This is a genomic window from Pseudogemmobacter humi (genome assembly GCF_900609055.1).
Classification (GTDB): domain Bacteria; phylum Pseudomonadota; class Alphaproteobacteria; order Rhodobacterales; family Rhodobacteraceae; genus Pseudogemmobacter; species Pseudogemmobacter humi.
Genome location: NZ_UXAW01000053.1, coordinates 1 through 21619 on the forward strand (window position 1 = coordinate 1; position 21619 = coordinate 21619).

The following is a 21619-nucleotide window of genomic DNA, read 5'->3' on the forward strand; positions in this document are numbered from 1 at the left end:
CCCGCCGTGGTCTACTTCAACAGCATCGAAACCGACCAGCAGGCGCAGGCAGTAGCTTAAACATCCTCGAAAACTGTCCAAGGATCGGGGAGTAGCTCATCCACGACGACATGATACGGATGCCCGTGCTGAACCCAGCCGGTTTCGCACCCCAGTCGACGCGCGATGGCTGTCTTGTCGCGCATTGCCATCCAGATCGTTGCTAGCGCATCGTCAACACAGGGCGCTTTCGACAATTTCAACGCCAGAATGCTGCGCGTGGCGGTGTCGAAAGCGACACAGACCCAGTAGCGTCCGAGCGCGAGATCGCGCAGCCTGGCGTCGCTGATATCGAAGCCTCCTTTGGCGAGGATCGCCATCAGGTCGATTTCCCATTCATCCATCTCAATGCGCTGAAGCGGAACATCGATCTGAAGACCCGCACCGTAACCCCCGAGGCGATACTTGGCCTCGGCAACGCCATGGCGCGCAGCGCACAACTCGAAATTGTCGATCTCTGCGAGTCTGCGCCGGACCGTGCTTTCGGAGATTTCCGGCATGGTGGCCGATCCAGCCGATCTAGCATCCGCATTCCGCTCGCGGATTTCAGCATTGATTGCCCGATGCAGTTCGGGAGCAAGGATCCGGTTGGGATGCAGGTAATTCGCAAGCTTGCGTTGCAGGATTGCCTCGCGGTCGCGGCCAATTTTCCGGGCGTTGACGCCGTTGAACCGCGACTTCTTGACAAGGGCCATCGGATCGCGGGCCCTCTCCCAGATTCTGACCCATCCCATCAGGCTGGTGCGGCACGGCGGGGGCCTGAGAAGGATATCAGGTAAGGCGTTGCCATTCGCAGCTTGCCGCATCTTCCCCATGACGCGCCTTTCGAGTTCCGAGATAAAGGCCGAGCAAGATCGATCCGACCGCGAGACCCCGCCGCTGGCTTCGGCCGCGAGAAAGGTCTCGCACCAGTCGATCTTCCAGAACACCAGTTGTCGTTCCGCACTAGACAGCAGCGACAGCAAGCTGCGCCCTGCCATGGCGCGACGCGCGGCTTGACGGCTGCCGAAATAGCCGTACTCCACTTCGAAATTCCCCGAGCTGAGCTGCTCCAAAAGTTCGAGGTGGCTCAGGCTCATCGGCGCGTCCTCGCCTCCGAGCGGGCGCAGTTCGACGATATGCGGGTCGATGCGCGCGACGACGCAGAGGGTGCCCTGCGCGATGACCGCATCGGCGCGGGACAGGCGCAGCATTGTCATTATCGGCTCTCCGGCGGCAACAGGACAGTCGCCGATGTGATGCGGCTATCGAAATCGGCACGGACCAGCCCCGCATAGATGGCTCGAACCAGTGCACGGAAAGCCCGCCCGCCCAATCCGCTATCGGCGACGAGGTCGGCGATGCAGAACGGCCGGTACTGAGCCGCCATCAAATCCCCGACAATCCCGTCCGCCTCCGGGTCATGACAAGCACGAAACATGTGCAGCAGTTCGGCAATATGCATCGCAGCAGCGGGAAGGGTCTTTTCCGTGACAAGCACGACCTCGTCGGCAAAGTGCGGCGGCAGGTCTGCGCGGATACGGGCAAGCGTCTCGCGAAATCCCAACCGCTCAGCACGCGCCTGTGGCTTGACAGCGATCGCGACACGGCGACCACCGTCAAACTCGGCCAGATAATCGAAGATGTGATGGGCTATTTGCCCCCGCTTATCCGTGAAAGCGACTTTTGGCGGCTGATCCCAAAGGTTCCGCAGGTCTCTGCGCGCCAGCAACAGCAGCGCCGTCTGACGTTCCAAATTACTTTCATAGATGATCTGTCGAGGCCGGGCCTCCGCCGGCAGATGCGCCAGCAGAAAGCCGCGCGAGCTGGATCTGGACCGTGCCGGAAAGCTGCGCGTACCGGTGCTGCGCTGTGGCGGCTGCCAGGGCGTTTCATCATCGTCTTCGGACATGTGTTATTGGCCAGATGACCAGCGCACGCCGGCCGCCCTCGGCCCTCCTTCATGGATTTGGGTGTGCGGAACCGGCGCGACAGATCACCTGCACGCTTGACCGGTCCCGGTATATGGGTCATGAAAGAGGTGTATCGGGTCCTATCTTGATACACCCAAGAAGGCCTTGAGGGTTGCAGCCCTCTTGGCCTTTTCCTTTTCTAGGTCATGGTTTGCCTCCCTGATAACGATCCGGGAACAGCACCTCCGGCGTGGTGCAGACCGCACGCGCCAGCGCATGTTCGATCCTGCGAGAGCGATTGCAGCCTTTTCCTACCAGCGTCAGTGCCGCATCCGACACGCCGAGTTCTCGGGCAATACGGGCCAGCGAAGTGCCCCGAATACGCAGTTCGGCCTTCAGGCGCTCATGCGCATCCAGATTTTGTTTCGACGGCGTCCGCATCAGCCTATGCCCCCCATTCCTCCTGCGTCGGGCCGTTCGCCCGGCATCAGACAGCTAAGGAAGCAAAGCGCGGACGGTCAACACCAAGATATTGTTTTGTATTGAAAATAATCGGCACGAACGTGCCGATCAGTACGGTACGTTCGTGCCGATCCCGCGATTCTTCCAAAGAATCAGCGCGTTTGAATGCAAAGGAACTTAAGCTTTCGCGATACAAAAATCTTTTGGTGGCCGAGCATTATGAGCAGGCAGCACGCGACTACGAGAGAATTGTCCGCGAGGTCGGGGCCGCCCAGCTTCGCGCGATTCGTGCAAAAACCAAGCAAAGTCAGGCCGAATTTTCCGAGCGTCTCGGCGTGGGCGTAAAAACCTACGGCAATTACGAGCGACAGCAGCGGGAACTGCCGCAATCAACACGGTTGGCGATTATCGACGAAATTGATGCGGATCCGCTGCCGACCGAGGCACTGTATGCAGCTTTGCGTGGCGAGCCCACGTCCACGCCCGGAACGAGGCGAGTGGAGAGCCCGGAGTGTGCGTCCTTCTGGGCAACTCTTCGCTCCGAATGTCGTGCGTTTCGCGAGCAAACCTACTCTAAGCCCGCGCGTGCCATGCTGACCATGCGTGACCACCTCTATGTCGCGGCAACGGCCTATTTTTCGTTCAAGAACCTCGCGGTCATGGCCGATATCCCCTTTGGCGTCGAGGTGAACGGGATTGATTGGGCGCTGCTCGCCTCGTTCGTCATCATCATGATGCTGTTCATCTCGGTGATCAGCGACTTCCCGGCGGCGAAGGTCGCACGGCATCTTCTGCGGCGTTCGTAACACCAACAAGCCCCGGATTGGGCAGTGGTAACCCGAATGCGCCTATGTCGCAGCGCCAATAGACCCGACTGAGGCCGGGCGGCATGGCAACCATTGCGACACCGGCGTTTCTCAACCGGATCGCCAATGCGCCCTGTGGAGTGTGCGCCAGAGCCGCAAGCTGGCCGATGGAAACGAAGACGTCTTCGAAGGCTGCCACCGAGAGGATATGCGCCGCAGCCGTGCCTGCGCGGCCCGCGCTAGATGTTGGATCTGTGCCTAGGAAACCATTCTGAACTATATAGAAAACGGTCTTCAACGTGATCTTCAAGCGTTTTGCAACTTCTGCCAGGGTCAGAGCGGTATTGTTCCTATAGCCAAAACCTTGGAGCAGCCCAGTTTCATTGACCGCCACCAATTGTCGCCATGATCGCAACATGCCGCAGTCGAATAGATAATCGCCCGACGACACGGTCAGCCTCGGGGCGAGAGCGCCAGCCTCAATCTGCGTGAGCATGGCTGCTTGCGACATGCCGAGCAGCCGTGCCGCAATCTCCGTACTGACAAGCTCACTCAATTCACGTCGCAACGCTTCAACCATTGCTGGCGTCACAAAGCCCTTGATGAGCCATTTCCCATCCTTGCTCAGATACGCAAGGCCCCGCTGTCGTATCAGATGCGACAGATCTTCTGGCATATCGTTCAGTGCCATGTCATCAGGGTCCTCGCGCCGGTCCCCTCCTGGCGAGGGTTTGCCCAGTACCAGAATCCCCCTGCGAACAGCGAAGCTGGCGAATATCCGACATCGCACTATATCGCGCAGCGGCTCGAACTCGTCGCCAAGACCCCGACCGTTCAGCCATATGGTGAAAGGGCCATAGACTCGCGAAAAAACCGGCGATCGATCCCAGGGCGAGACAGCATTCGCGCCATTTCCTCGGCCAAGGCATCCGCGCCCCGCTGGAATACCTCAAACCCCGACTGGCCGAACTGGGCCCATTCTGTCTCACTGTGCCCACTCAGCTTGCTGTCAGGGCCTCGTTCGCGCAACAGACCGAAGACCTCGCAGGCGCGGCTTGCAACATTAAGGTCCAGTTGGTCAATCCACGCGTCACCACGTTCGCCAACGACCCGGCGCCAGAGATATCCTTCAAATTCGGTGTGGGCTTGCCGTACAGGTTCCGTCCGCTCGATCAGTTGCCAGTGCTTACGAATTTGCGACGCGAAATCATAGCCATGCAGGTTGGTGGCCTCCGCAGGCAAGGGCATCAATGCGCAGTTATGCACTGGACACGACCGGATAGAAACAAACTGCCAAGTCACCCGTCGAGGCACTCGACGGGCTTCCCCAGCAGACCCAGCATCCTGTTGGATGCAGCGAGGGCAGACACGTATCCGAGATCGGTGCAGAGTGTGTGTCGTCGCTATCTCGTCGCGCAGACGCAGGGCATTGCGCCCGAGATTGCGGATCGAGATCCGCGCCAACGCATCCGCATCGCATCCGGCGAGGCGCGCGAGTTGCTCGATGGCCGCACGATCACCGCGCAGCAATGCCTTATAGGAAAACCCGATATCGCGGCAGAAATCCGTGCTCGATGCTGCACCGTGTCGCACAGCAAGGCGGGATATCAGCGATGTGGCCGGCTCGAGGGGATGATGCACCACCGTCAGCGGCAAAGGATCAGGGGAACAGGCCCTCAACTCAGTGCTCGATGAACTGTGCAGACACACCCGATCAACCTCTCGATCCAGAAAATATGATCGAGATTATGAGTGCATGTCGATCAGCGCAAACAAAGCGCGATCCGGGTCAGAAATCTGACGGAAAGCCAGAAATATCTGACAGACGATAAAAAAGGTAAAATGGCGGACCCGGAGCGATTCGAACGCCCGACCCCCAGATTCGTAGTCTGGTGCTCTATCCAGCTGAGCTACGGGTCCGTCGTGAGGCCGGTATCTAGAGTCCCGCGCAGAGACTTGCAAGGGACAAAATGCAGCTTCACTCGATTGGATGATGATCCGCGGAAATCGCCAGTTTCGGCAGGTGGATCATGAACTCGCTGCCCTCGGAATCCGAGCGCAAAAGCTCCAGCCGCCCGCCATGGCCGCGGATCAGCTCGGCCGAGATCGCAAGACCAAGGCCGGTGCCCCCCTTGCGCACCCCGCCCTGGAATGCCGCGAACAGATGCTCGCGCGCCTTTGGCGGCAGGCCGGGGCCGGTGTCGCCCACCCTGATCCACCATTCGGAATCGCTCTCTCCGGCGGCGAGTTCGATGGTGCCGGGCTGGCCGGTCGCCTCGATCGCCTGGCGGGCGTTGCGGATCAGATTGGACAGCACCCGGTAAAGCTGCTCGCGGTCGGCGCGCAGGGTCAGATTCGGCGCGATGTCGAGAATCGCGCCGACCTGGCCGCCGGGCTCAGCCGGCGCGCCGAGCGCATCGCTCAGCCCCTCGCCCTCGACCACCTCGCTCACCAGCACCGCCAGAGGAAAGCGCGTCAGCAGCGGCGGCGCTTCTTCGGCCTTGCCGAAGGCAAGGGTCGCCTCGCACAGGCTGACGGCGCGGCTGATCGACCCCACCAGCTTGGGCGCCGACCGCGCCACCGCCGGATCGGCGCTGCCCTCGATCCGGTCGGCAAACAGCTGCGCCGTGGTCAGGATGTTCCTCAGATCATGGCTGATCTTGGCCACCGCGCCGCCAAGCTGCGCCAGCCGCTCCTTCTGCCGCAAAGCGCCGGTGAGCTGCACCTGCATCGAGGCAAGCATCTCCTCGGCCTCGCGCAATTCCTCGACCCGGGCCGAGGGCTCGATCACCGTGCGCGCATCCTCGGGCGCCTCGGCATAGGCCTTCATATGCAGGATCACCCGGCGGATCGGCTGCACGATCAGACGCTGCGCCGCCAGAAAGAGCAGCACCGCCATCACCGCCGAAATCAGCGCCGAGAACAAAACCAGCCGCCAGGCGTAAAGCAGCATCGCCTTGCGCAGGGGCTCGTCGGGCATGGTGATCTCGATCAGCTGCCCGCCTTCCTGCACCGGATTGCCGATCACCCGCACCACCCGGCTGCCGTCGCCGGTCAGCGTGACCAGCGCGTCGCGGATCAGCTCCCAGGGGCCGGCAAGGCGCAGGTCGTAATCGGCGCCCACCGGCGCGGGCACCGGCGACGAGAGCACCAGCTGGCGGATGTCGTCGCGGCGCAGGACCACGTTGTAAACCCCGGCATTCGCCAGCAGCTCGGCCTCAAGCTCGGGGCTGACTCCGGCGTCGGAGGCAAGCTGTGTCAGCGCCGCGATCTGCGCCTGGCGCAGCCGCTCCAGGAGGAAATCGGCGCGGTAACGCGCAAGCGAGGGGACAAAAATCAGCACATCGGCCAGCAGCACGAAGATCACGGTCAGCATGAGGAAACGGCCGGACAACGTCCGCAGGAACCGCTTCCGAACCGCCTTTTGCGCCACCCTGCCCACCTTTCGGCCAAACCCGGCTTTCCCCTTGATTTAGCAAAGGCCGTCGCGGAAAAACAGTATGACGCCGGGTATATATCGCTGAAATCATGGGGCTGCCGGCCCGGGATGCGTTGACTTGGGCGCGGGCTGCCCCTATAGGGCGGGCCTCAGGATCATGGTCCGCGAATCCAGCGCCCTTCCGGCGCCCCTTGCGGGAATGGATTGCGGGGGCCCGCAGCACCGGCCGCGAGGCCCGAACAGACAGAAGGAATGCCGCAATGAAGCGCACCTATCAACCCTCGAAGCTGGTTCGCAGCCGTCGCCACGGCTTCCGCGCCCGCATGGCCACCAAAGGCGGCCGCCTGGTGCTGGCCGCCCGCCGCGCCAAGGGCCGCAAGGTTCTCTCGGCCTGAATCAGCCGCCGCCTGCTTTTGGCAGGGGGCCGGAGGATGAAGTGATGACACCGCCGGAGGCAGAGGGCTTGAGGCAGATCGCCGGAACGCCCGAAGCGCCTCCGGCGGTTTCCGTTTTGCCCGCATCCCGCAAGGGAGGGCTGGTCGTGATCCCGCAGCGGGCCGATTTCCTGAAAGCGGCCTCGGCGCGGCGTCAGGGCACGGGCTCGTTCCTGTTGCAGGCGCGCGACCGGCACGATGGCGACAGCGTGACACGGATCGGCTTTACGGCCTCGAAAAAGATCGGCAATGCGGTCTTGCGCAACCGCGCCAAACGCCGGATGCGCGAAGCGGCGCGGGCCTTGCTGCCGCGGATGGGCCGCCCGGGCTGGGATTATGTCCTGGTCGCCCGGCCCGAGGCCACGGTGAGCCGCGATTTCGCCCTGCTGCTGGCCGATCTGGAATCGGCCTTCGCCGCGGTCCACCGCGAGCGCCCGCCGCGCGAGCCGAAGCCGGGCGCGGACAAGCCGCTGGCAGCGGTGGAAGGGCCGAAGCCATGACCCCGCTCGCCTTCGTCCTGTCGCTGCCGGTGCGCGCCTATCGGCTGGTGCTCAGCCCCTGGGTCGGCCATGGCTGCCGTTATCAGCCGACCTGCTCGGCCTATGCGATGGAGGCGCTGTCGCGCCACGGCGGGCTGAAGGGCGGCTGGCTGACGGCGCACCGGCTCTGCCGCTGCCATCCCTGGGGCGGGCATGGCTACGACCCGGTGCCCGGCGCCGACCCGGAACACGACGCTATGTTGGAAAATGACAAACATGCGGGCAAGAAACCCGGAAACGAGACGGTGAAATGACGCATTTCAGCACCATCGGCGCGGTCGCGCTCGGCGGGGCCGCCGGGTCCGTCCTGCGCCATCTGACGGTTGCGGCCTTCGGCGCGCCCTGGGCGGTGGCGGCGATCAATGTGCTGGGCAGCTTCCTGATCGGCCTCACTTACGTCCTGCTCGGCCCCCGCTTCTCGCCCTTCGTGATGACCGGCGTGCTTGGCGGCTTCACCACCTTCTCGGCCTTCTCGCTCGACACGCTGAAGCTGTGGGAGGCCGGCCGCATCCCCGAGGCCGCGCTTTACGTCGGCGTCTCGGTCCTTCTCTCTCTCGCCGCAGTCTCGCTGGGCGTCACCCTTGCCAGGAGCCTCACATGAGCGGCGTGCAACTGATCCAGGTCACCGAGGATGAGGGCGAGCAGCGCCTCGACCGCTGGCTGAAGAAACGCTTTCCCCAGCTGACGCAAGGTCAGATCGAGAAGATGTGCCGCACCGGCCAGGTCCGCGTCGACGGCGGCCGCGCCAAAGCCGCCGACCGCATCGCGCCGGGCGAGACGATCCGCGTCCCGCCGGTCGCCGAGGGCGAGGCCCCGGTGCGCGAGCGCGTCGCGGGCATCAGCCCGCAGGATGCGAAGATGATCCAGGCCTGCGTCTTGTGGAAAGACGAACATATCATCGTGCTGAACAAGCCGCCGGGCCTGCCGAGCCAGGGCGGCTCGGGCCAGGGCGACCGCCATGTCGACGGGCTGACCGAGGCGCTGAAATTCGGCTACAAGGACCGGCCGAAGCTGGTGCACCGGCTCGACAAGGACACCTCGGGCGTGCTGCTTCTGGCGCGCACCGACCGGGTGGCCCGCGCTTTGTCCGAGGCGCTGCGCCACCGGCTGACGCGCAAGATCTACTGGGCGGTGGTCGCGGGCGTGCCGCATCCGCGCCAGGGCTCGATCAAGTTCCATCTGATGAAGGCCCCCGGCCGCGGACGCGGCGGCGAGGGCGAAAAGATGATCTGCATCCACCCTGCCGAGGCGAAGGACCACCCCGACGCCAAGCGCAGCCAGACCGATTACTTCACGCTCTGGTTCCTCGGCACCCGGCTGTCGTGGATGGCGCTGGAACCCGTGACCGGCCGCACCCATCAGCTGCGCGCCCATATGGCCGAGATCGGCCATCCGATCCTCGGCGACGGCAAATACGGCGGCAGCGCAGCCGACAACCAGGGCGACGGCTGGGGCGCCGGGATCGGCGGCGATCTGTCGAGGAAGCTGCATCTTCACGCCCGCTCGATCGCCTTCGAGCATCCGATCACAAAAAAGGAAGTGTCCTTCACCGCGCCGCTGCCCGAGCATATGAAGCGCACCTGGAAGGCGCTCGACTGGAAGGAAGAAGACGTGCCCGCCGACCCGTTCAAAGCCTTCGGAGGACGCTGATCAGATGGCCGAATGGGCCCCTAAACGCTTCTGGAAGGAGACCGCGGTCGCGGCCGAAGGCGCGGGCTTCACCGTGCATCTGGACGACCGCCCCCTGCGCACGCCCGCGAAAGCCGCGCTGATCCTGCCCACCCCTGCGCTGGCCGAGGCGGTGGCCGCCGAATGGCAGGCGCAGGAGGGGAAGATCGACCCCGGCACCATGCCGCTTACCCGCACCGCGAATTCCGCCATCGACAAGCTCTCGCACCAGCAGGAAGAGGTGGCGGAGGTGCTGGCCGCCTACGGCGCGACCGATCTTCTGTGCTACCGGGCCGAGCGGCCGCTCGCGCTGGCCGCGCGCCAGGCCGGGGTCTGGAATCCGCTGCTGGCCTGGGCCGAGGCCGAATTCGGCGCGGCGCTGAACGTCACTGCGGGCGTGGTGCCGGTGGAACAGCCTGCCGAAAGCCTCGCCCGGCTGCGCGCCGGGGTGGCCGCGCTCGATGCGTTCCGTCTTGCGGCGTTCCACGACCTGGTCGCGATATCGGGCTCGCTGGTGCTGGCCTTCGCGCTGGTGCGCGGCCGGATCGGGCCGGACGAGGCCTGGGAGGCCTCGCGCATCGACGAGAGCTGGCAGAACGAGCAATGGGGCATCGACGAGGACGCCGCCCTGGCCGAATCCCTCAAACGCCGGGCCTTCAGCGACGCCTGGCGCTTCTTCATGCTTTGCGGCTGAGGCCGGGCCCGCCATCCGGCCTTGACCCGCCGAAGCTCTTCCCCAAAGACTGCGGCAGGGATCCGCCTGCCCGTTCGGACGGGATCGGCATTTCCCCACCGCCCGTGCCTCGCCATTACCGGAAGGGACCATCATGCGAAAACCGACATTCCCCGCGTGCCTTGCCGCCGCCGTGCTGGCCGCCGCGCCCGCGCTTGCCGCGACGCTGGACGAGGTGCGGGCGCGCGGTGAGCTGATCTGCGGCGTCAATGCCGGGCTGACCGGCTTTGCGGTGGAGGATGCCAATGAAAACTGGGTCGGTTTCGACGCCGATCTGTGCCGCGCGGTGGCGGCGGCGGTGCTGGGCGACCCGGCCCGCGCCCGCTTTCAGGCGATCTCGGGCCAGGACAGATTCGCCGCCCTCGCCTCGGGCGCGGTCGATCTGATCGTGCGCGATTCCGCCGCCGTCTTCTCTGCCGATGCAGGCAGCGCGGTCGATTTCCCGGCGATCACCTATTACGACGGCCAGGGCTTCATGGTGAAGAAGGAGATGGCGGTCGCTTCGGCGAAAGAGCTGTTCAACGCCGAAATCTGCATCCGCCCGGGCAGCCCCGCCCAGGCCAATCTGGACGCTTTCTTCAAGGCCAACAACCTGACCTATCAGCCGGTCGAGGTGAAGGACGACGCCGAGGCGCAGCGCAAATATCTTGAGGGCGACTGCGCCGTGCTCAGCACCGATGTGGCCAGCCTCGCCGCGGTGCGCGCGGGCACGATGGGCAGCGAGAACCATGTGCTGCTGCCCGAGATCATCTCGAAAGAGCCCTTCGGCCCGGCGGTGCGCCACGGCGACGACCAATGGGGCGACATCATCCGCTGGACCGTCAACGCCCTGCTGATCGCCGAGGAAAAGGGCATCACCCGCGCCAATATCGAAGAGGTCGCCGCCTCGTCGGCCGACCCGGAGGTGCGCCGTTTGCTGGGGCTCGAAGGCGGCATGGGCGCGATGTTCGGCCTCGACAACGACTGGGCGCGCCGCGCCCTTGCGGCCAGCGGCAATTACGGCGAGATCTTCGAGGCCAATATCGGCTCCTCCACCCCGATCGGGCTGGCGCGCGGGCTGAATGCGCTCTGGACCCAGGGCGGGCTGCAATACGCCTGGCCGATGCGCTAGAGCATGGAGGCGCTGGCGCTGCGCGGCGTGAACAAATGGTTCGGCCGCTTCCATGTGCTGCGCGACCTGAGCCTGAGCGTGGCGCGCGGCGAAAGGATCGTGATCTGCGGCCCGTCGGGCTCGGGCAAGTCCACGCTGATCCGCTGCATCAACGGGCTGGAAGCGCACCAGTCCGGGCAGATCTTCGTCGAGGGGACCGAGCTGACCCGCGATCTGAAGACCATCGACCGGGTGCGGCGCGAGACCGGGATGGTGTTCCAGCATTTCAACCTGTTCCCGCATCTGACGGTGCTGGAAAACTGTATGCTCGCGCCGGTGCATGTGCGCAAACTCTCGCGGGCGGAGGCCGAAGCGGCGGCGATGGAGTTGCTCTCGCGGGTCAGAATCCCCGAACAGGCGCATAAATATCCCGCGCAGCTCTCCGGCGGCCAGCAGCAGCGCGCGGCCATCGCCCGGGCGCTTTGCATGAAACCGCGGATCATGCTGTTCGACGAGCCGACCTCGGCGCTTGATCCCGAGATGGTCCAGGAGGTGCTGGAGACGATGATCGCCCTCGCCGATGAAGGCATGACCATGCTCTGTGTCAGCCATGAAATGGGCTTCGCGCGCGCGGTGGCCGACCGGGTGATCTTCATGGACGAGGGCAGGATCGTCGAGGACAGCCCGCCGCGGAGCTTCTTCTCCGCGCCGCAGCACGAGCGGGCGAGGCTGTTCCTCAGCCGGATCCCCGGCGGCTGAGGCCAGCCGCCGGCCAAAGCTCAGCCCGCGACCGCGCCCTGCGATTGCAGGAGGTGATCCGGGGACCGGTCTCTCCGGTCATCCGGGCCGCACTGGTCGCCATGATCGCCGCTCAGACCATCGGGAACAGCCGCCAGGAACCTTCGCAAGCGAAGCGTTCCTGCCTCAGCGCGCAACACGCAGGCGGATCCCGGCAAGGCCGCGCGGGAACAGCACCACGCAAAGCGCCAGCACGAGGCCGAGGCCGATCTCGCGCCAGTCGGAGACCTCGCGCAGCCCCTCGTCGGCCCACATCAGCAGCGCGGCGCCGATCAGAGGCCCCCAGGTGGTGCCAAGACCTCCGACCACGATCATCGCCAGGATGAACAGCAGCATCGGGAAGGCGAAGGCCGTGGGCCCGACCACGCCGAAATGCGCGCCGTGGAAGGCCCCCGCCAGGCCGGTGAAGAACGCAGACAGGCCGAAGACCCAGAGCTGATAGCGCGTCCGCGACACGCCGCGCGCCAGCGCGAGGCCCGGATTGTCGCGCAATCCCCGGAACGCGAGGCCGAGCGGCCCGTGGATGATGGCAATGCAGAACACCTGCGCGGCAAGCAGCAGCACCAGCCCCACATAGTAATGCCCGATATACCATTTCGAGCCGAGCAGATCGCGCAAGCCGAGATCGCCGAACCGCGAGAACCCCCGCGCGCCGCCGAACAAAGGCAGGCAGCCCGAGGCCGGGGTGGTGAAACATTCGGTATCGTTCACCACCACCAGATACATGACCTGGCCGATCGCCAGCGTCAGCAGCGCGACATAGGGCCCGCGCAGCCGCAGGCAGCCGAAGCCGATCACCAGCGAGACGCCCACCGTCACCAGCGCCGCCAGCAGCATGGCGGCGGGCAGCATCAGCCCGAGGTAATAGGCCAGCATCGCCGTGGCATAGGCGCCGACCGCGAACAAAGCCATCTGCGCCAGGCTGAAGATCCCCGCAACGCCCAAGACGAGGTTCCACTGGCTCGCCACCACCGCCCAGATGAAGAACACCGTGAGCTGGGTCATCACATAGCGGGTGCCGGTCAGCAGCGGCACCGCCAGCATCAGCGCGAACAGCAGCGCCGCGATCAGGAAATCGCGCCTTGCCGGGGCGAGGGTCAGAAACCGGATCATAGCCGCACCACCTCTTTCTGGCCGAAGATCCCCTGCGGGCGCCAGATCAGCACCGCGATCACCAGACAGAGCAGGATCGCGAAAGCATATTGCACGCCGAAGAGATACTGGATCAGCGCCTCCAGCATGCCGATGGCAAAGGCGACCAGCGCCGCGCCCGGCACATTCCCCAGCCCCGCCACCACGCAGATGATGAAGGCTTTCAGCATCGGATCGGCGCCCATATTCGGCAAAAGCCCCGACATCGACGAGATCATGATCCCCGACAGCGCCGCCAGCGCGCCCGACAGCATCAGGATCGTAAGATAGATGCGCCGGATCGGCACCCCCATCAGCTGCGCCGCCTCGCGGTTCATCGAGGTCGCCCGGATCGCCCGGCCAAGGCGCGAACGGCCAAGCAGCAGCGCCACGCCCGCCAGCATCAGGATCGCGGTGACGAAGATCAGCAGGTTCTGCCACGGCAGGTTGACGCGGCCGAACATCAGCCCGCCGTCAAGCCGCAGGCTCTGGGCCTGGGGCTGCGGGCCGAAAGCTTTCAGGATCAGGCTCTCCAGCATCAGGCCGATGCCGATGGTGGCGATGAAGATCCGGGTCTCGAATCCCTCGCCGCCCAGCATCGGGCGCGCGGCCAGGAGAAAGATCAGCCCGCCCGCGACGGCGCCCGCCGCCATGGCGGTCAGCGCGGCAAGCGGCGCGGGAAAACCCATGGCCTGCATCGCCCACATCGCCATATAGCCGCCAAGCGCCAGGAGGCCCCCCTGCGCCATGTTCAGCATGTTCAGCGCGCCATAGATCAGCGCAAGGCCGATGGTCGACACGGCATAGACCGCGCCCAGCGTCAGCCCGGAAAACAGGATCTGGAGTGCGACATCCATCCCTCAGCCCCCCAGATAGGTCGCGAAGATTTCCGGGCTCGACAGGAAACCGGCCCCGGTTCCCGCCCAGGCGATCTCGCCGTTGTCCAAGAGATACATCCGGTCGGCCATATCGGCGATCCGCACCGCGTTCTCCTCGACCACCAGAATGGTGCGCCCGGATTTCGCCAGTTGCTGCACCAGATCGTAGATCTGGTCGATGACGATGGGGGCAAGGCCCAGCGAGGGCTCGTCCAGCATCAGGATCCGCCCGCCCGTCATCAGCCCGCGGCCGATCCCGACCATGCGCCGCTCGCCGCCGGAAAGGGTGCTGGCAAGCTGGCCCTGACGGTCGCGCAGCTTCGGCAACAGGGTGAAAACCTCTTCCAGACGGCGTTTTTCCTCGGCCGCGGCGGCGGGCAGACAGGCGCCCATCCGCAGATTGTCGAGCACGCTCATCCCCGGAAACAACAGATCGCCCTGCGGCACATGGACGACGCCCGCCGCCACGATCCGGTCGGGCCGCAGCCTGGTGAGAGGCTGGCCCGCCAGCAGGATCTGCCCCCCGCGCGCCCGCAAAAGCCCCGAGATCGCGCGCAGGACCGTGGTCTTGCCATGGCCGTTCGGCCCGACCAGGGCGGCGAATTCGCCCTCGGCCACCGAAAGCGAGATGCCGCGGATCACGTCCTGGGCGCCGTAGCCCGCCCGCAGGCCGGAAAGCTCCAGCAGGCTCATGCTATCACCCCCTTCAGATGGTCGCGCAGCCGCGCCGAGGCCCCGGCGCCGAGGTAGACATCGACCACGGTGCTGTCCTCGACCAGCCCGCCGGGCGGACCCTCGAAGATCTTTTCGCCGTGGTGCAGGATGATCACCCGCTCCGAGAGGCCGACGAGGAAGCGCATGACATGCTCGATCAGCAGGATGGTGACGCCGCGCTGTTTCAGGCGGCGCACCAGATCCATGATCACATCGGTCTCGGCATGGGTCAGCCCGCCGACCGGCTCGTCCATCAGCAGGATCTTCGGATCGGTCGCGAGCGCCGAGGCGATCATCAGCAGCTTGCGGTCGATCACCGGGGCGAGGCCCGCGATGGTCTTCGCGCGGTCCGAGAGCCCGACGAAATCCAGCGCCGCATCCGCCGCCTCGCGCACATCGCGCGGCAGGGTCAGACCCGGCATCGCCAGCCGCCGGCGGCCGAATTTGGCCGCCAGCCGCACGTTGTCACGCAGGGACATGCTGTCGAACGCCGCGTTGAGCTGGAAGGTGCGCGCAAGCCCCATCTGGCAGATGCGGTCGGGGGCAGCGCGGGTGATCTCGTCGCCATCCAGCACCACCCGCCCCGACGTGGCCGGAGACAGCCCCGAGAGCACGTCGAACAAGGTGGTCTTGCCCGCGCCGTTCGGCCCGCCGATGCCGAGGATCTCGCCGCGCCCGACCGTGAAGCCGAGCGCATTGACCGCCTTCAGCGCGCCGTATCGCTTCGTCACCGCCTCGCAGACGAGGATCGGCCGCTCGCTCATGCCAGCCAGGACGGTTTGACGTAGGGCGCGACGGCATAGGGCCAGGGCGCGATCAGCCGCCCGCCCCCGGCCGCGTCCTGGATTTGCAGGAACTGATGCGGCATGCCCAGCGAGGGATCGTTCACCTCGGTCGGGAAGGCGCGGGCGGCGTTGTTCGCCGGGTTCATCCGCGTGGTGCCGCAGACGCCGCGCCAGATCAGGCTGCGCATCCGGTCGGCGACCAGCCGGTTCTGATCCGCGTCGTCCGGCTCGCCGCTGCCCCCGGCCAAAGCCGCCGCCACCGCCCAGAGATACGCCCCGTCATAGGGCTGCGCGCCCGAGTTGTGGCCCGCGCTCTCGCCGAACCTTTCCTTGTAACGGCGTTCGAAATCCAGCCCGATCTCGTCCTGCAAGGCGCCGACCAGCGTGGCGTAGATCACCCCTTCCGAAGCCTTGCCCGCGATCTCGCGGAAGGCGGGCAGCGAGGGGCCGTATTGCATATAGATCAGCGAATTCGTGGGGTTGGGCGCGAACTGCACCATGAACTGCGCCAGATCGGCGGGGAAGAAATGGGTGATGCAGATCACCGCGGGCGGATCCTCGCGCAGCTTCGCCAGCGTCGGCCCCCATTCCGAGATCGGCACGCTCACCGTCTCGAACATCGAGATGTCCCAGCCGTATTCCGCCGCGCGCTCCTTCACGCCGTTGGCGATATTGGCGGCATAGACGCCCGCCGACAGGATCACCGCCATCTTGTTGTTCGGGCGGGTGAACTCTTTCGTCTCCTCCAGCCGTTTGAGGAAATCGAGGAAGCCCGGCCCATACCAGTATTCCGCCGCGCAGCCCTGGAAGGAACCGAAATAGCGCTCGGGGTCGCTCTCGATCAGGCTGGTATGGCCGAGGGTCGCATCGTAATGCACATAGATGATGCCGCTGTCGGCGATCACATCGGGAATCGCCGAGCCCGAGCCGACATTGTAGCCGTTGATCACCGCATGGACGCCGTGGCGGTCGATCAGCCGCTGCACCGCCTGGACGTTGGTGGCGTCGCCCATCTGTTTGGTGTCCTCGAACTGCGGCTCAAGCGGGCGGCCGAGGATGCCGCCGAGCGCGTTGATCTCGTCGCAGGCCATGATCAGGCCGTTGCGGAACTCCACCCCGTCGGCGGCGGCGAAATCGGTCAGCGGCGCGGCCTGGCCCACCGGGATCGCTGATCCCTGCGCGCGCGCCCCGTCGTTCAGCCCCGCCAGCATCGCCCCCGCCGCGCCGCCGAAACCGGCCACGCCTTTGAGGAAATTCCGCCGTCCGGGGATCACCGCCGGCGCCGCGAGTTTCAGCTTTTTCATCCTGTCGACTCCCTGTTCTTTGTTTTCAGCGGATCGCGGCGACCAGCGCCGCCGCCTCTTCGATCATCGCCGCCTGATGCGGTTGCAGATCCTGCTGACCCCAGACCGCATGATCCGCCCATGGATCGGTCACATGGGTGCGGATGCCGCTCATCTCTTCCAGCACCGCCAGCCCGCAATAGGGCGCATACATCGCCGAATAGCCGCCCTCGTGCGACATCATCAGCCGCCCGCCGCACAGCCGTTCGGCGGCCTCCATCAAAAGCGCGGTCATCTGGCGGTAGCCGTCCGAAGTGACCATCATCCGCCCCATCGGATCCACCGCGCAGGCGTCGAAGCCCGAGGGCACCACGATCAGATCGGGCCGGTAGCGGTCCAGCGCGGGCAGCACGACGCGGCGGAACGCCTCGATATAGGCGCCGTTGCCGCAGCCGGGCGGCAACGGGATGTTGAGGTTGTAGCCCTCGCCCCGCCCCGCCCCGCGTTCCGAGTGCAGGCCGGAATGGGTGGGGAACAGCCGGTCCTGGTGAAGCGAGATCGTCAGCACATCGGGGCTGTCCCAGAAGGCGGCCTGGGTGCCGTTGCCGTGATGCACGTCCCAGTCCACCGTCGCGACCCGGCCCAGACCATGGGTGGCCTGGGCGTGCAGGATCGCCACCGGCACATTGCCGAACAGGCAGAACCCCATGCCGATGTCGCTCTCGGCATGATGGCCCGGCGGGCGCACCAGGGCATAGGCGTTCCGCACCTGGCCCGTCAGCACCGCATCCATCGCCGCGATGGTGCCCCCGGCCGCGAGCAGCGCGATCTCGTAGCTGCCCGCGCCCATCGGCGTCAGCGGCGAGGCCTCGCCATAGCCCGCCTCGCTGACCGCTTTGATCTTCGCGATATGCGCGCGGGTGTGGAAGCGGGCGAGTTCGTCCTCGGTCGCCGGGCGGGGTTTCACCGGCACCAGGTAGTCCAGGAGGCCCGAGACCTCCAGCAGATTGCGGATCCGGCGCTTGGTTTCGGGGTTTTCGACATGTTCGCCCGGCTGGATGGTCAGGCCCGGCGGGAACAGCAGATTCCAGTTCTGCGTGTTGTGCCAGTGATAAAGCTCATGCGACACGAAGCCGGTTGTCATCGCCTCTCCCCCGCGGTGGTGCTTTGGCGAGGCTAGGCGAGACTCAGGCGCAAAGCCCCTCCCCCACGGGTAGGGCGGCGCGAAAAATCTACCACCCTTTGGGGTGGGTGTCCGGCGCGGCAAGACCGCTGAGCGCCAGCACCGCCTGGGTGCGGCTGGTCACCGCCAGTTTGGAATAGATGTTCTTGAGGTGCCATTTCACCGTATCGGGCGAGATCGCCAGCCGTTCCGAAATCTCGCGGTTCGAGGCGCCCTCGCGCAAAGCCCGCGCCACCTCGGCCTCTTTCGGCGACAACAGCGCCAGGGGTTCCGCCGGCGCGGCGCCGCCCGCAAGACGCGCGCGCAGGGCCTGGACGAAAGCCGCCAGCGCCACGTCGCGCGACCAGGCCGGGATGCGGCCCTGAGCCCAGTCGATCACCTGGGCCAGCCCCTCGCCCTCATCCAGCAGGCTGCGCAGCGCGCCCTGGCGGAAGGCCATCTCCATCGCCTCGGAAATCGCGTTCAGCGCCGCCATCCGCTCGCCCGCGCGCAAGGCCGCCAGCGCGTTCACCGCCTGGACCTGCACCAGCCGGCGCAGCCGCCCCGAAAAGCGCAGCCGCCCGACGATCCGGGCCAGCCGCTCATGGGCGTCGCGCGCCGCGCCCTCGGCGATCAGCACCCGGGAGAGCGCGAGCTGCTCCATCTCATGCGCGGTCGGGGGCGCACCGGGGCTTTCGCCGCTGTCCTCGCGCACGCCGCGCGCCGCCAGCACGCTGCGCGCCAGCGCGGCATTGCCCTCGCGCAGCAAAAGCCGCACGTGATCGTTCAGCGCCGAGGCGGTGAGGCGGCGGTAATGGTTGCGCGCGCCCGAAACCTCGGCCTCGGACAGCATCGCGACGGCCGCAGCAGACTCGCCCCGCGCCGCCGCCAGCCGCGCCGCCGAAAGCCGCACCGTCATCTCGTGCACCACCAGACCGAAGGCCTCCATCTCGCCGCGGTGATCGGCGAGGTGCCGCGCGGCGCCCTCCAGATCGTCGCCCTCATAGGCCAGTTCGGCCTGGAACACCGCCGCCATCGCCTCGGCGTATGACCCGGGGCCGAGAGCCCCCCGCGCCATCCCGGCCCCGCTGGCGAAATGCTGGCGCGCGCGTTGCAGATTGCCCGCCGATTTCTCGACAAGGCCGAGGATCAGTTCGGAATAGGCCATGCCGAACACCGATCCCGCCTGTTCATGCGCCGCCCGGCCCCGGCTGCACGCCAGCCGCGCCGGGCCCAGATGGCCCAGCGAATATTCGCAGAACCCCAGCACGTTGTTGAGCGTGCCGCGCAGGAAATGCGCCTGATGCGGCAGGTTCGGCAGCAGCGCCACCGCCATGCGCTGCGCCCGCGCCGAGCGGTCGGCAGCCGACAGCGCCCCCACGCCCAGCACCTGCATCTCGGCCCAGAGCGCGGCATGGGACGCACCGCCGGTCGCGCCTTCGGCCTGAAGCCGGCGCAAGAGATCGCGCGCCGCGCGCACGCAGCCAAGCGCCCGGCGCGGCGCGCTGGAATGGAAGAACACCCAGGCCTGGGCCAGCAACAGCCGCGGGCGGCTGGCGGCCAGCCCCGGCGGCAGGCGCTCCAGCCAGGCCCGAAGCCGGGTGATATGGCCCAGTTGCACCGCCGCCATGCAGCAGGTCTCGACCAGTTCCGCCGCGCGGATCGTATCCCCCGCCGCCAAAGCGTAATGCACGGCGTCGATCTCCAGCCCGCGCGCGGCAAGGCTTTCCGCGGCGCGGCGGTTCAGATCCGCGGCCAGCGCCCGGGTCGCGGGCAGGCTGCGCAGGAGATCGGCGAACAGGTGGTGGTAGCGAAAGCTCGTCCGCTCGGGCGTCAGCGGCACCAGAAACAGATTGGCCTGTTCGATCCGCGCGATCATGGCGCGGGCGTCCTGGTGGCCGCTGACCTCGGCGGCCAGTTCGGCGTCGAACCATTCCAGCACCGAGGTGCGGCAAAGGAAATCCATCATCCCGGGCGGCAGGCGCGAGATCACGTCCTGGCCGAGGTAGGCGGCGATATCGCCGCCGGCGCCGGAAAAGGCGGCGATGAAATCCGGCCAGTCGCCGTGTTCGTTCATCGCCAGCCCCGCCAGATGCAGCGCGGCGATCCAGCCCTCGGTCCGGCTGTGCAGGCTGCGCAGCGCCCCCGCGCTCAGCGAGATGCCATGCGCCCGGTGCAGGAAATCCGCGGTCTCGTCCGCCGAGAAGCGCAGGGCCGCATCGGGGATGCGCCACACCTCGCCGCGCGCGCGCAGGCCCGCCAGCGGCAGGGGCGGATCGGCGCGCGAGATCAGGATCAGATGCAGGCCGGGCGGCGCATGGTCGATCAGCGCGCCGAGAAAGCGCAAAGCCTCGGGCGAGGTCAGCCGGTGCAGATCGTCGAGCGCCAGCACCACCGGCCCGTCATGCGCCGCCACCGCCCCGATCAGCGCGGCCAGCGCGCCGCTTTCGCCCAGCGTCTCGGCCGCGTCCAGATCCTCCAGTCCCGCCGCCGCCGGGCCGAGCGCGCGTTGCAGCGCCCGCACCAGATGCAGGATGAAGCTGCGGCCGCTGTCGACCATCGGGTCGATGCTCAGCCAGGCGAAGGCGGCTTCGTCCAGCCCCGCCCCCCATTGCGCGACCAGGGTGGATTTACCGAACCCCGCCGGGGCGCGCACCAGCGTCAGCCGGTGCGCAAGGCTCTGATCCATCAGCTTCAGCGGCGCTGGCCGCCGGATCAGCGAGGGCCGCAGCGGCGGAGGATGGACCTTGGTGTCGATGATCGTCGCCATGGCCAACAGATGCGGCGCGAAGCCCCGCCTCTGTCAATGGCCTTTGCGGCGTCGGGCTGCGCTCAGCGGCAGGGCTCCAGCGGTTCGCGGATCTGATAGGTGGTCTTGCCGACCATGCCCGCCTCCGGCGGCGACGGCACCAGATAGACATCCAGATCGCAGCCCTCGCTCTCGATCTCCCATTTGACGGTGCCGTCAGAGCGCTGGCCCTCATATTCGAGCGAATCGACCGGGCGCTGGCCGAGCGCCCCGGCGATTGCCTCGCTGCCGAGAATCGCCGCGATCTGCTCGGCCCGGTCATACCAGGGCGACAGAGCGGCGAAGCCGGGCGCCGCGGCCAGCAGGCAGACGGCGGTCAGCGGGAACAACCCACGCGAGCGAAAAACGGACAACATATCGATTCCTCTCATTTCAGTTTGCCGGAACCTCGCGTGAAACGCGGCCGCAGGACAGGGGCAGAAAACCGATGTGCAGAAAACTGCCGGCTGCGGCGCCAGATCGCCGGGGCGAGGCCCCCGCTCACCTTGGCAAAGAGCGGACAGAAAACCGCTGCTCCCGGCGCCTCCCCGAGACACCGGCTCCCCCGGCGGCGACGCCGGAGCGGCGCCGCACTCACCACCACCCAGGGGGCGGATAAACGAGCGCAGCCCCAGCCCACAACCGCGACCGGGCCAGCAGCAGCGGGCCGACGCCGATGCCGCGCAGGGATACCGGCGGGAACCGGGATGCTCCGGCGATGCGGATGCGGCGGATCCCGCAGCCGCGAACCGGGACGGCAAGCCGCCCGCGCAAAAGAAAAGGCCGCCCCGAAGGACGGCCTTTTCCGAAGATCTGCGGGGCGCGGAAATCCTCCGCGCCTCTGCCGATCACTCGATGATTTTGGCGACGACGCCTGCGCCGACGGTGCGGCCGCCTTCGCGGATCGCGAAGCGCAGTTTCTCTTCCATCGCGATCGGAGCGATCAGCTCGACCACGAATTTCAGGTTGTCGCCCGGC

The 21619-nt window shown here is 66.5% G+C and carries 24 protein-coding genes and 1 tRNA gene; 9 read left to right on the forward strand and 16 right to left on the reverse strand.

All coding sequences use genetic code 11. From position 1 onward, the window contains the following. Nucleotides 1-56: 56 nt before the first annotated feature. From XINFAN_RS08265 to XINFAN_RS08275, 3 genes are all read right to left on the reverse strand, one after another. Entirely contained in the window at nt 57-1238 is a 1182-nt protein-coding gene (locus XINFAN_RS08265; RefSeq protein WP_124086026.1) for a hypothetical protein, read from the reverse strand. Next, nucleotides 1238-1930 carry a hypothetical protein gene (locus tag XINFAN_RS08270; protein WP_124086027.1) on the reverse strand — a complete coding sequence of 231 codons (693 nt, stop codon included), beginning with the start codon at nt 1928-1930 and terminating at the stop codon, nt 1238-1240. The genes XINFAN_RS08265 and XINFAN_RS08270 overlap by 1 nt, the downstream gene beginning before the upstream one ends. 205 nt (nt 1931-2135) lie before the next feature. Beyond that, nucleotides 2136-2372: a helix-turn-helix domain-containing protein gene (locus XINFAN_RS08275; RefSeq protein WP_124086028.1), complete on the reverse strand. Its 237-nt coding sequence runs from the start codon at nt 2370-2372 to the stop codon at nt 2136-2138. A 227-nt stretch (nt 2373-2599) separates the two neighbouring features. Between XINFAN_RS08275 and XINFAN_RS08280 the strand changes: the two genes are divergently transcribed. Beyond that, nucleotides 2600-3199 (forward strand): helix-turn-helix domain-containing protein, encoded by a 600-nt coding sequence (locus tag XINFAN_RS08280; protein WP_124086029.1) that lies wholly within the window; start codon nt 2600-2602, stop codon nt 3197-3199. Here the strand turns inward: XINFAN_RS08280 and XINFAN_RS08285 are convergent. The 4 genes from XINFAN_RS08285 to XINFAN_RS08300 form a co-directional block, all read right to left on the reverse strand. Beyond that, nucleotides 3147-3890 (reverse strand): hypothetical protein, encoded by a 744-nt coding sequence (locus XINFAN_RS08285; protein WP_124086030.1) that lies wholly within the window; start codon nt 3888-3890, stop codon nt 3147-3149. The genes XINFAN_RS08280 and XINFAN_RS08285 overlap by 53 nt on opposite strands. Nucleotides 3891-4033: 143 nt before the next feature. Next, nucleotides 4034-4855: a TniQ family protein gene (locus tag XINFAN_RS08290; RefSeq protein ID WP_160144569.1), complete on the reverse strand. Its 822-nt coding sequence runs from the start codon at nt 4853-4855 to the stop codon at nt 4034-4036. A 187-nt stretch (nt 4856-5042) separates the two neighbouring features. Continuing rightward, a tRNA-Arg gene (locus XINFAN_RS08295) sits at nt 5043-5119 on the reverse strand. Nucleotides 5120-5177: 58 nt separating this feature from the next. Beyond that, nucleotides 5178-6575 carry a sensor histidine kinase gene (locus XINFAN_RS08300; protein WP_124086032.1) on the reverse strand — a complete coding sequence of 466 codons (1398 nt, stop codon included), beginning with the start codon at nt 6573-6575 and terminating at the stop codon, nt 5178-5180. 323 nt (nt 6576-6898) lie between these two features. On the opposite strand from XINFAN_RS08300, the gene rpmH reads away from it, so the two are divergent. The 8 genes from rpmH to XINFAN_RS08340 all read left to right on the forward strand — a co-directional run bounded on the left by rpmH (nt 6899) and on the right by XINFAN_RS08340 (nt 11861). After that, nucleotides 6899-7033, forward strand: a complete 135-nt coding sequence (rpmH, locus tag XINFAN_RS08305) for a 50S ribosomal protein L34 (protein WP_124086033.1) — start codon at nt 6899-6901, stop codon at nt 7031-7033. 44 nt (nt 7034-7077) lie between these two features. Further along, nucleotides 7078-7572 carry a ribonuclease P protein component gene (gene rnpA / locus XINFAN_RS08310; RefSeq protein WP_124086034.1) on the forward strand — a complete coding sequence of 165 codons (495 nt, stop codon included), beginning with the start codon at nt 7078-7080 and terminating at the stop codon, nt 7570-7572. Continuing rightward, on the forward strand, nt 7569-7865 hold the full coding sequence (gene yidD, locus XINFAN_RS08315) for a membrane protein insertion efficiency factor YidD (protein WP_124086035.1): 297 nt from the start codon (nt 7569-7571) through the stop codon (nt 7863-7865). The genes rnpA and yidD overlap by 4 nt, the downstream gene beginning before the upstream one ends. Next, nucleotides 7862-8212: a fluoride efflux transporter FluC gene (locus XINFAN_RS08320; protein WP_124086036.1), complete on the forward strand. Its 351-nt coding sequence runs from the start codon at nt 7862-7864 to the stop codon at nt 8210-8212. The genes yidD and XINFAN_RS08320 overlap by 4 nt, the downstream gene beginning before the upstream one ends. Continuing rightward, a complete protein-coding gene (locus tag XINFAN_RS08325) occupies nt 8209-9261 on the forward strand; it encodes an RluA family pseudouridine synthase (protein ID WP_124086037.1) in 1053 nt (350 codons plus the stop codon). Before XINFAN_RS08320 ends, XINFAN_RS08325 begins: the two co-directional genes overlap by 4 nt. 4 nt (nt 9262-9265) lie before the next feature. Beyond that, nucleotides 9266-9973 carry an ATP12 family chaperone protein gene (locus tag XINFAN_RS08330; protein ID WP_124086038.1) on the forward strand — a complete coding sequence of 236 codons (708 nt, stop codon included), beginning with the start codon at nt 9266-9268 and terminating at the stop codon, nt 9971-9973. 133 nt (nt 9974-10106) lie between these two features. After that, complete coding sequence (locus tag XINFAN_RS08335) at nt 10107-11123, forward strand: amino acid ABC transporter substrate-binding protein (protein ID WP_124086039.1); 1017 nt, start codon at nt 10107-10109, stop codon at nt 11121-11123. Nucleotides 11124-11126: 3 nt separating this feature from the next. Then, complete coding sequence (locus XINFAN_RS08340; protein ID WP_124086040.1) at nt 11127-11861, forward strand: amino acid ABC transporter ATP-binding protein; 735 nt, start codon at nt 11127-11129, stop codon at nt 11859-11861. A gap of 165 nt (nt 11862-12026) precedes the next feature. On the opposite strand, the gene XINFAN_RS08345 is transcribed toward XINFAN_RS08340, so the two are convergent. From XINFAN_RS08345 to XINFAN_RS08385, 9 genes are all read right to left on the reverse strand, one after another. Then, nucleotides 12027-13013, reverse strand: coding sequence for a branched-chain amino acid ABC transporter permease (locus tag XINFAN_RS08345; RefSeq protein WP_233352169.1), 987 nt, complete (start codon nt 13011-13013; stop codon nt 12027-12029). Then, nucleotides 13010-13888 (reverse strand): branched-chain amino acid ABC transporter permease, encoded by an 879-nt coding sequence (locus tag XINFAN_RS08350; protein WP_124086041.1) that lies wholly within the window; start codon nt 13886-13888, stop codon nt 13010-13012. Before XINFAN_RS08350 ends, XINFAN_RS08345 begins: the two co-directional genes overlap by 4 nt. 3 nt (nt 13889-13891) lie before the next feature. After that, the gene (locus XINFAN_RS08355) at nt 13892-14602 is read right to left on the reverse strand and encodes an ABC transporter ATP-binding protein (protein WP_124086042.1); all 711 of its coding nucleotides are present in this window, start codon (nt 14600-14602) and stop codon (nt 13892-13894) included. Beyond that, entirely contained in the window at nt 14599-15387 is a 789-nt protein-coding gene (locus XINFAN_RS08360) for an ABC transporter ATP-binding protein (RefSeq protein ID WP_124086043.1), read from the reverse strand. Before XINFAN_RS08360 ends, XINFAN_RS08355 begins: the two co-directional genes overlap by 4 nt. Beyond that, nucleotides 15384-16712, reverse strand: a complete 1329-nt coding sequence (locus tag XINFAN_RS08365) for an ABC transporter substrate-binding protein (RefSeq protein ID WP_124086044.1) — start codon at nt 16710-16712, stop codon at nt 15384-15386. Before XINFAN_RS08365 ends, XINFAN_RS08360 begins: the two co-directional genes overlap by 4 nt. A 25-nt stretch (nt 16713-16737) precedes the next feature. Continuing rightward, entirely contained in the window at nt 16738-17835 is a 1098-nt protein-coding gene (locus tag XINFAN_RS08370) for a class II histone deacetylase (protein WP_124086045.1), read from the reverse strand. An 88-nt stretch (nt 17836-17923) separates the two neighbouring features. Continuing rightward, nucleotides 17924-20623 (reverse strand): winged helix-turn-helix domain-containing protein, encoded by a 2700-nt coding sequence (locus XINFAN_RS08375; RefSeq protein WP_124086046.1) that lies wholly within the window; start codon nt 20621-20623, stop codon nt 17924-17926. A 62-nt stretch (nt 20624-20685) separates the two neighbouring features. Beyond that, on the reverse strand, nt 20686-21018 hold the full coding sequence (locus XINFAN_RS08380; RefSeq protein WP_124086047.1) for a hypothetical protein: 333 nt from the start codon (nt 21016-21018) through the stop codon (nt 20686-20688). 471 nt (nt 21019-21489) lie between these two features. Further along, a partial coding sequence (locus XINFAN_RS08385; protein WP_494338098.1) for an EF-Tu C-terminal domain-related protein occupies nt 21490-21619 on the reverse strand: 130 nt, incomplete at its 5' end.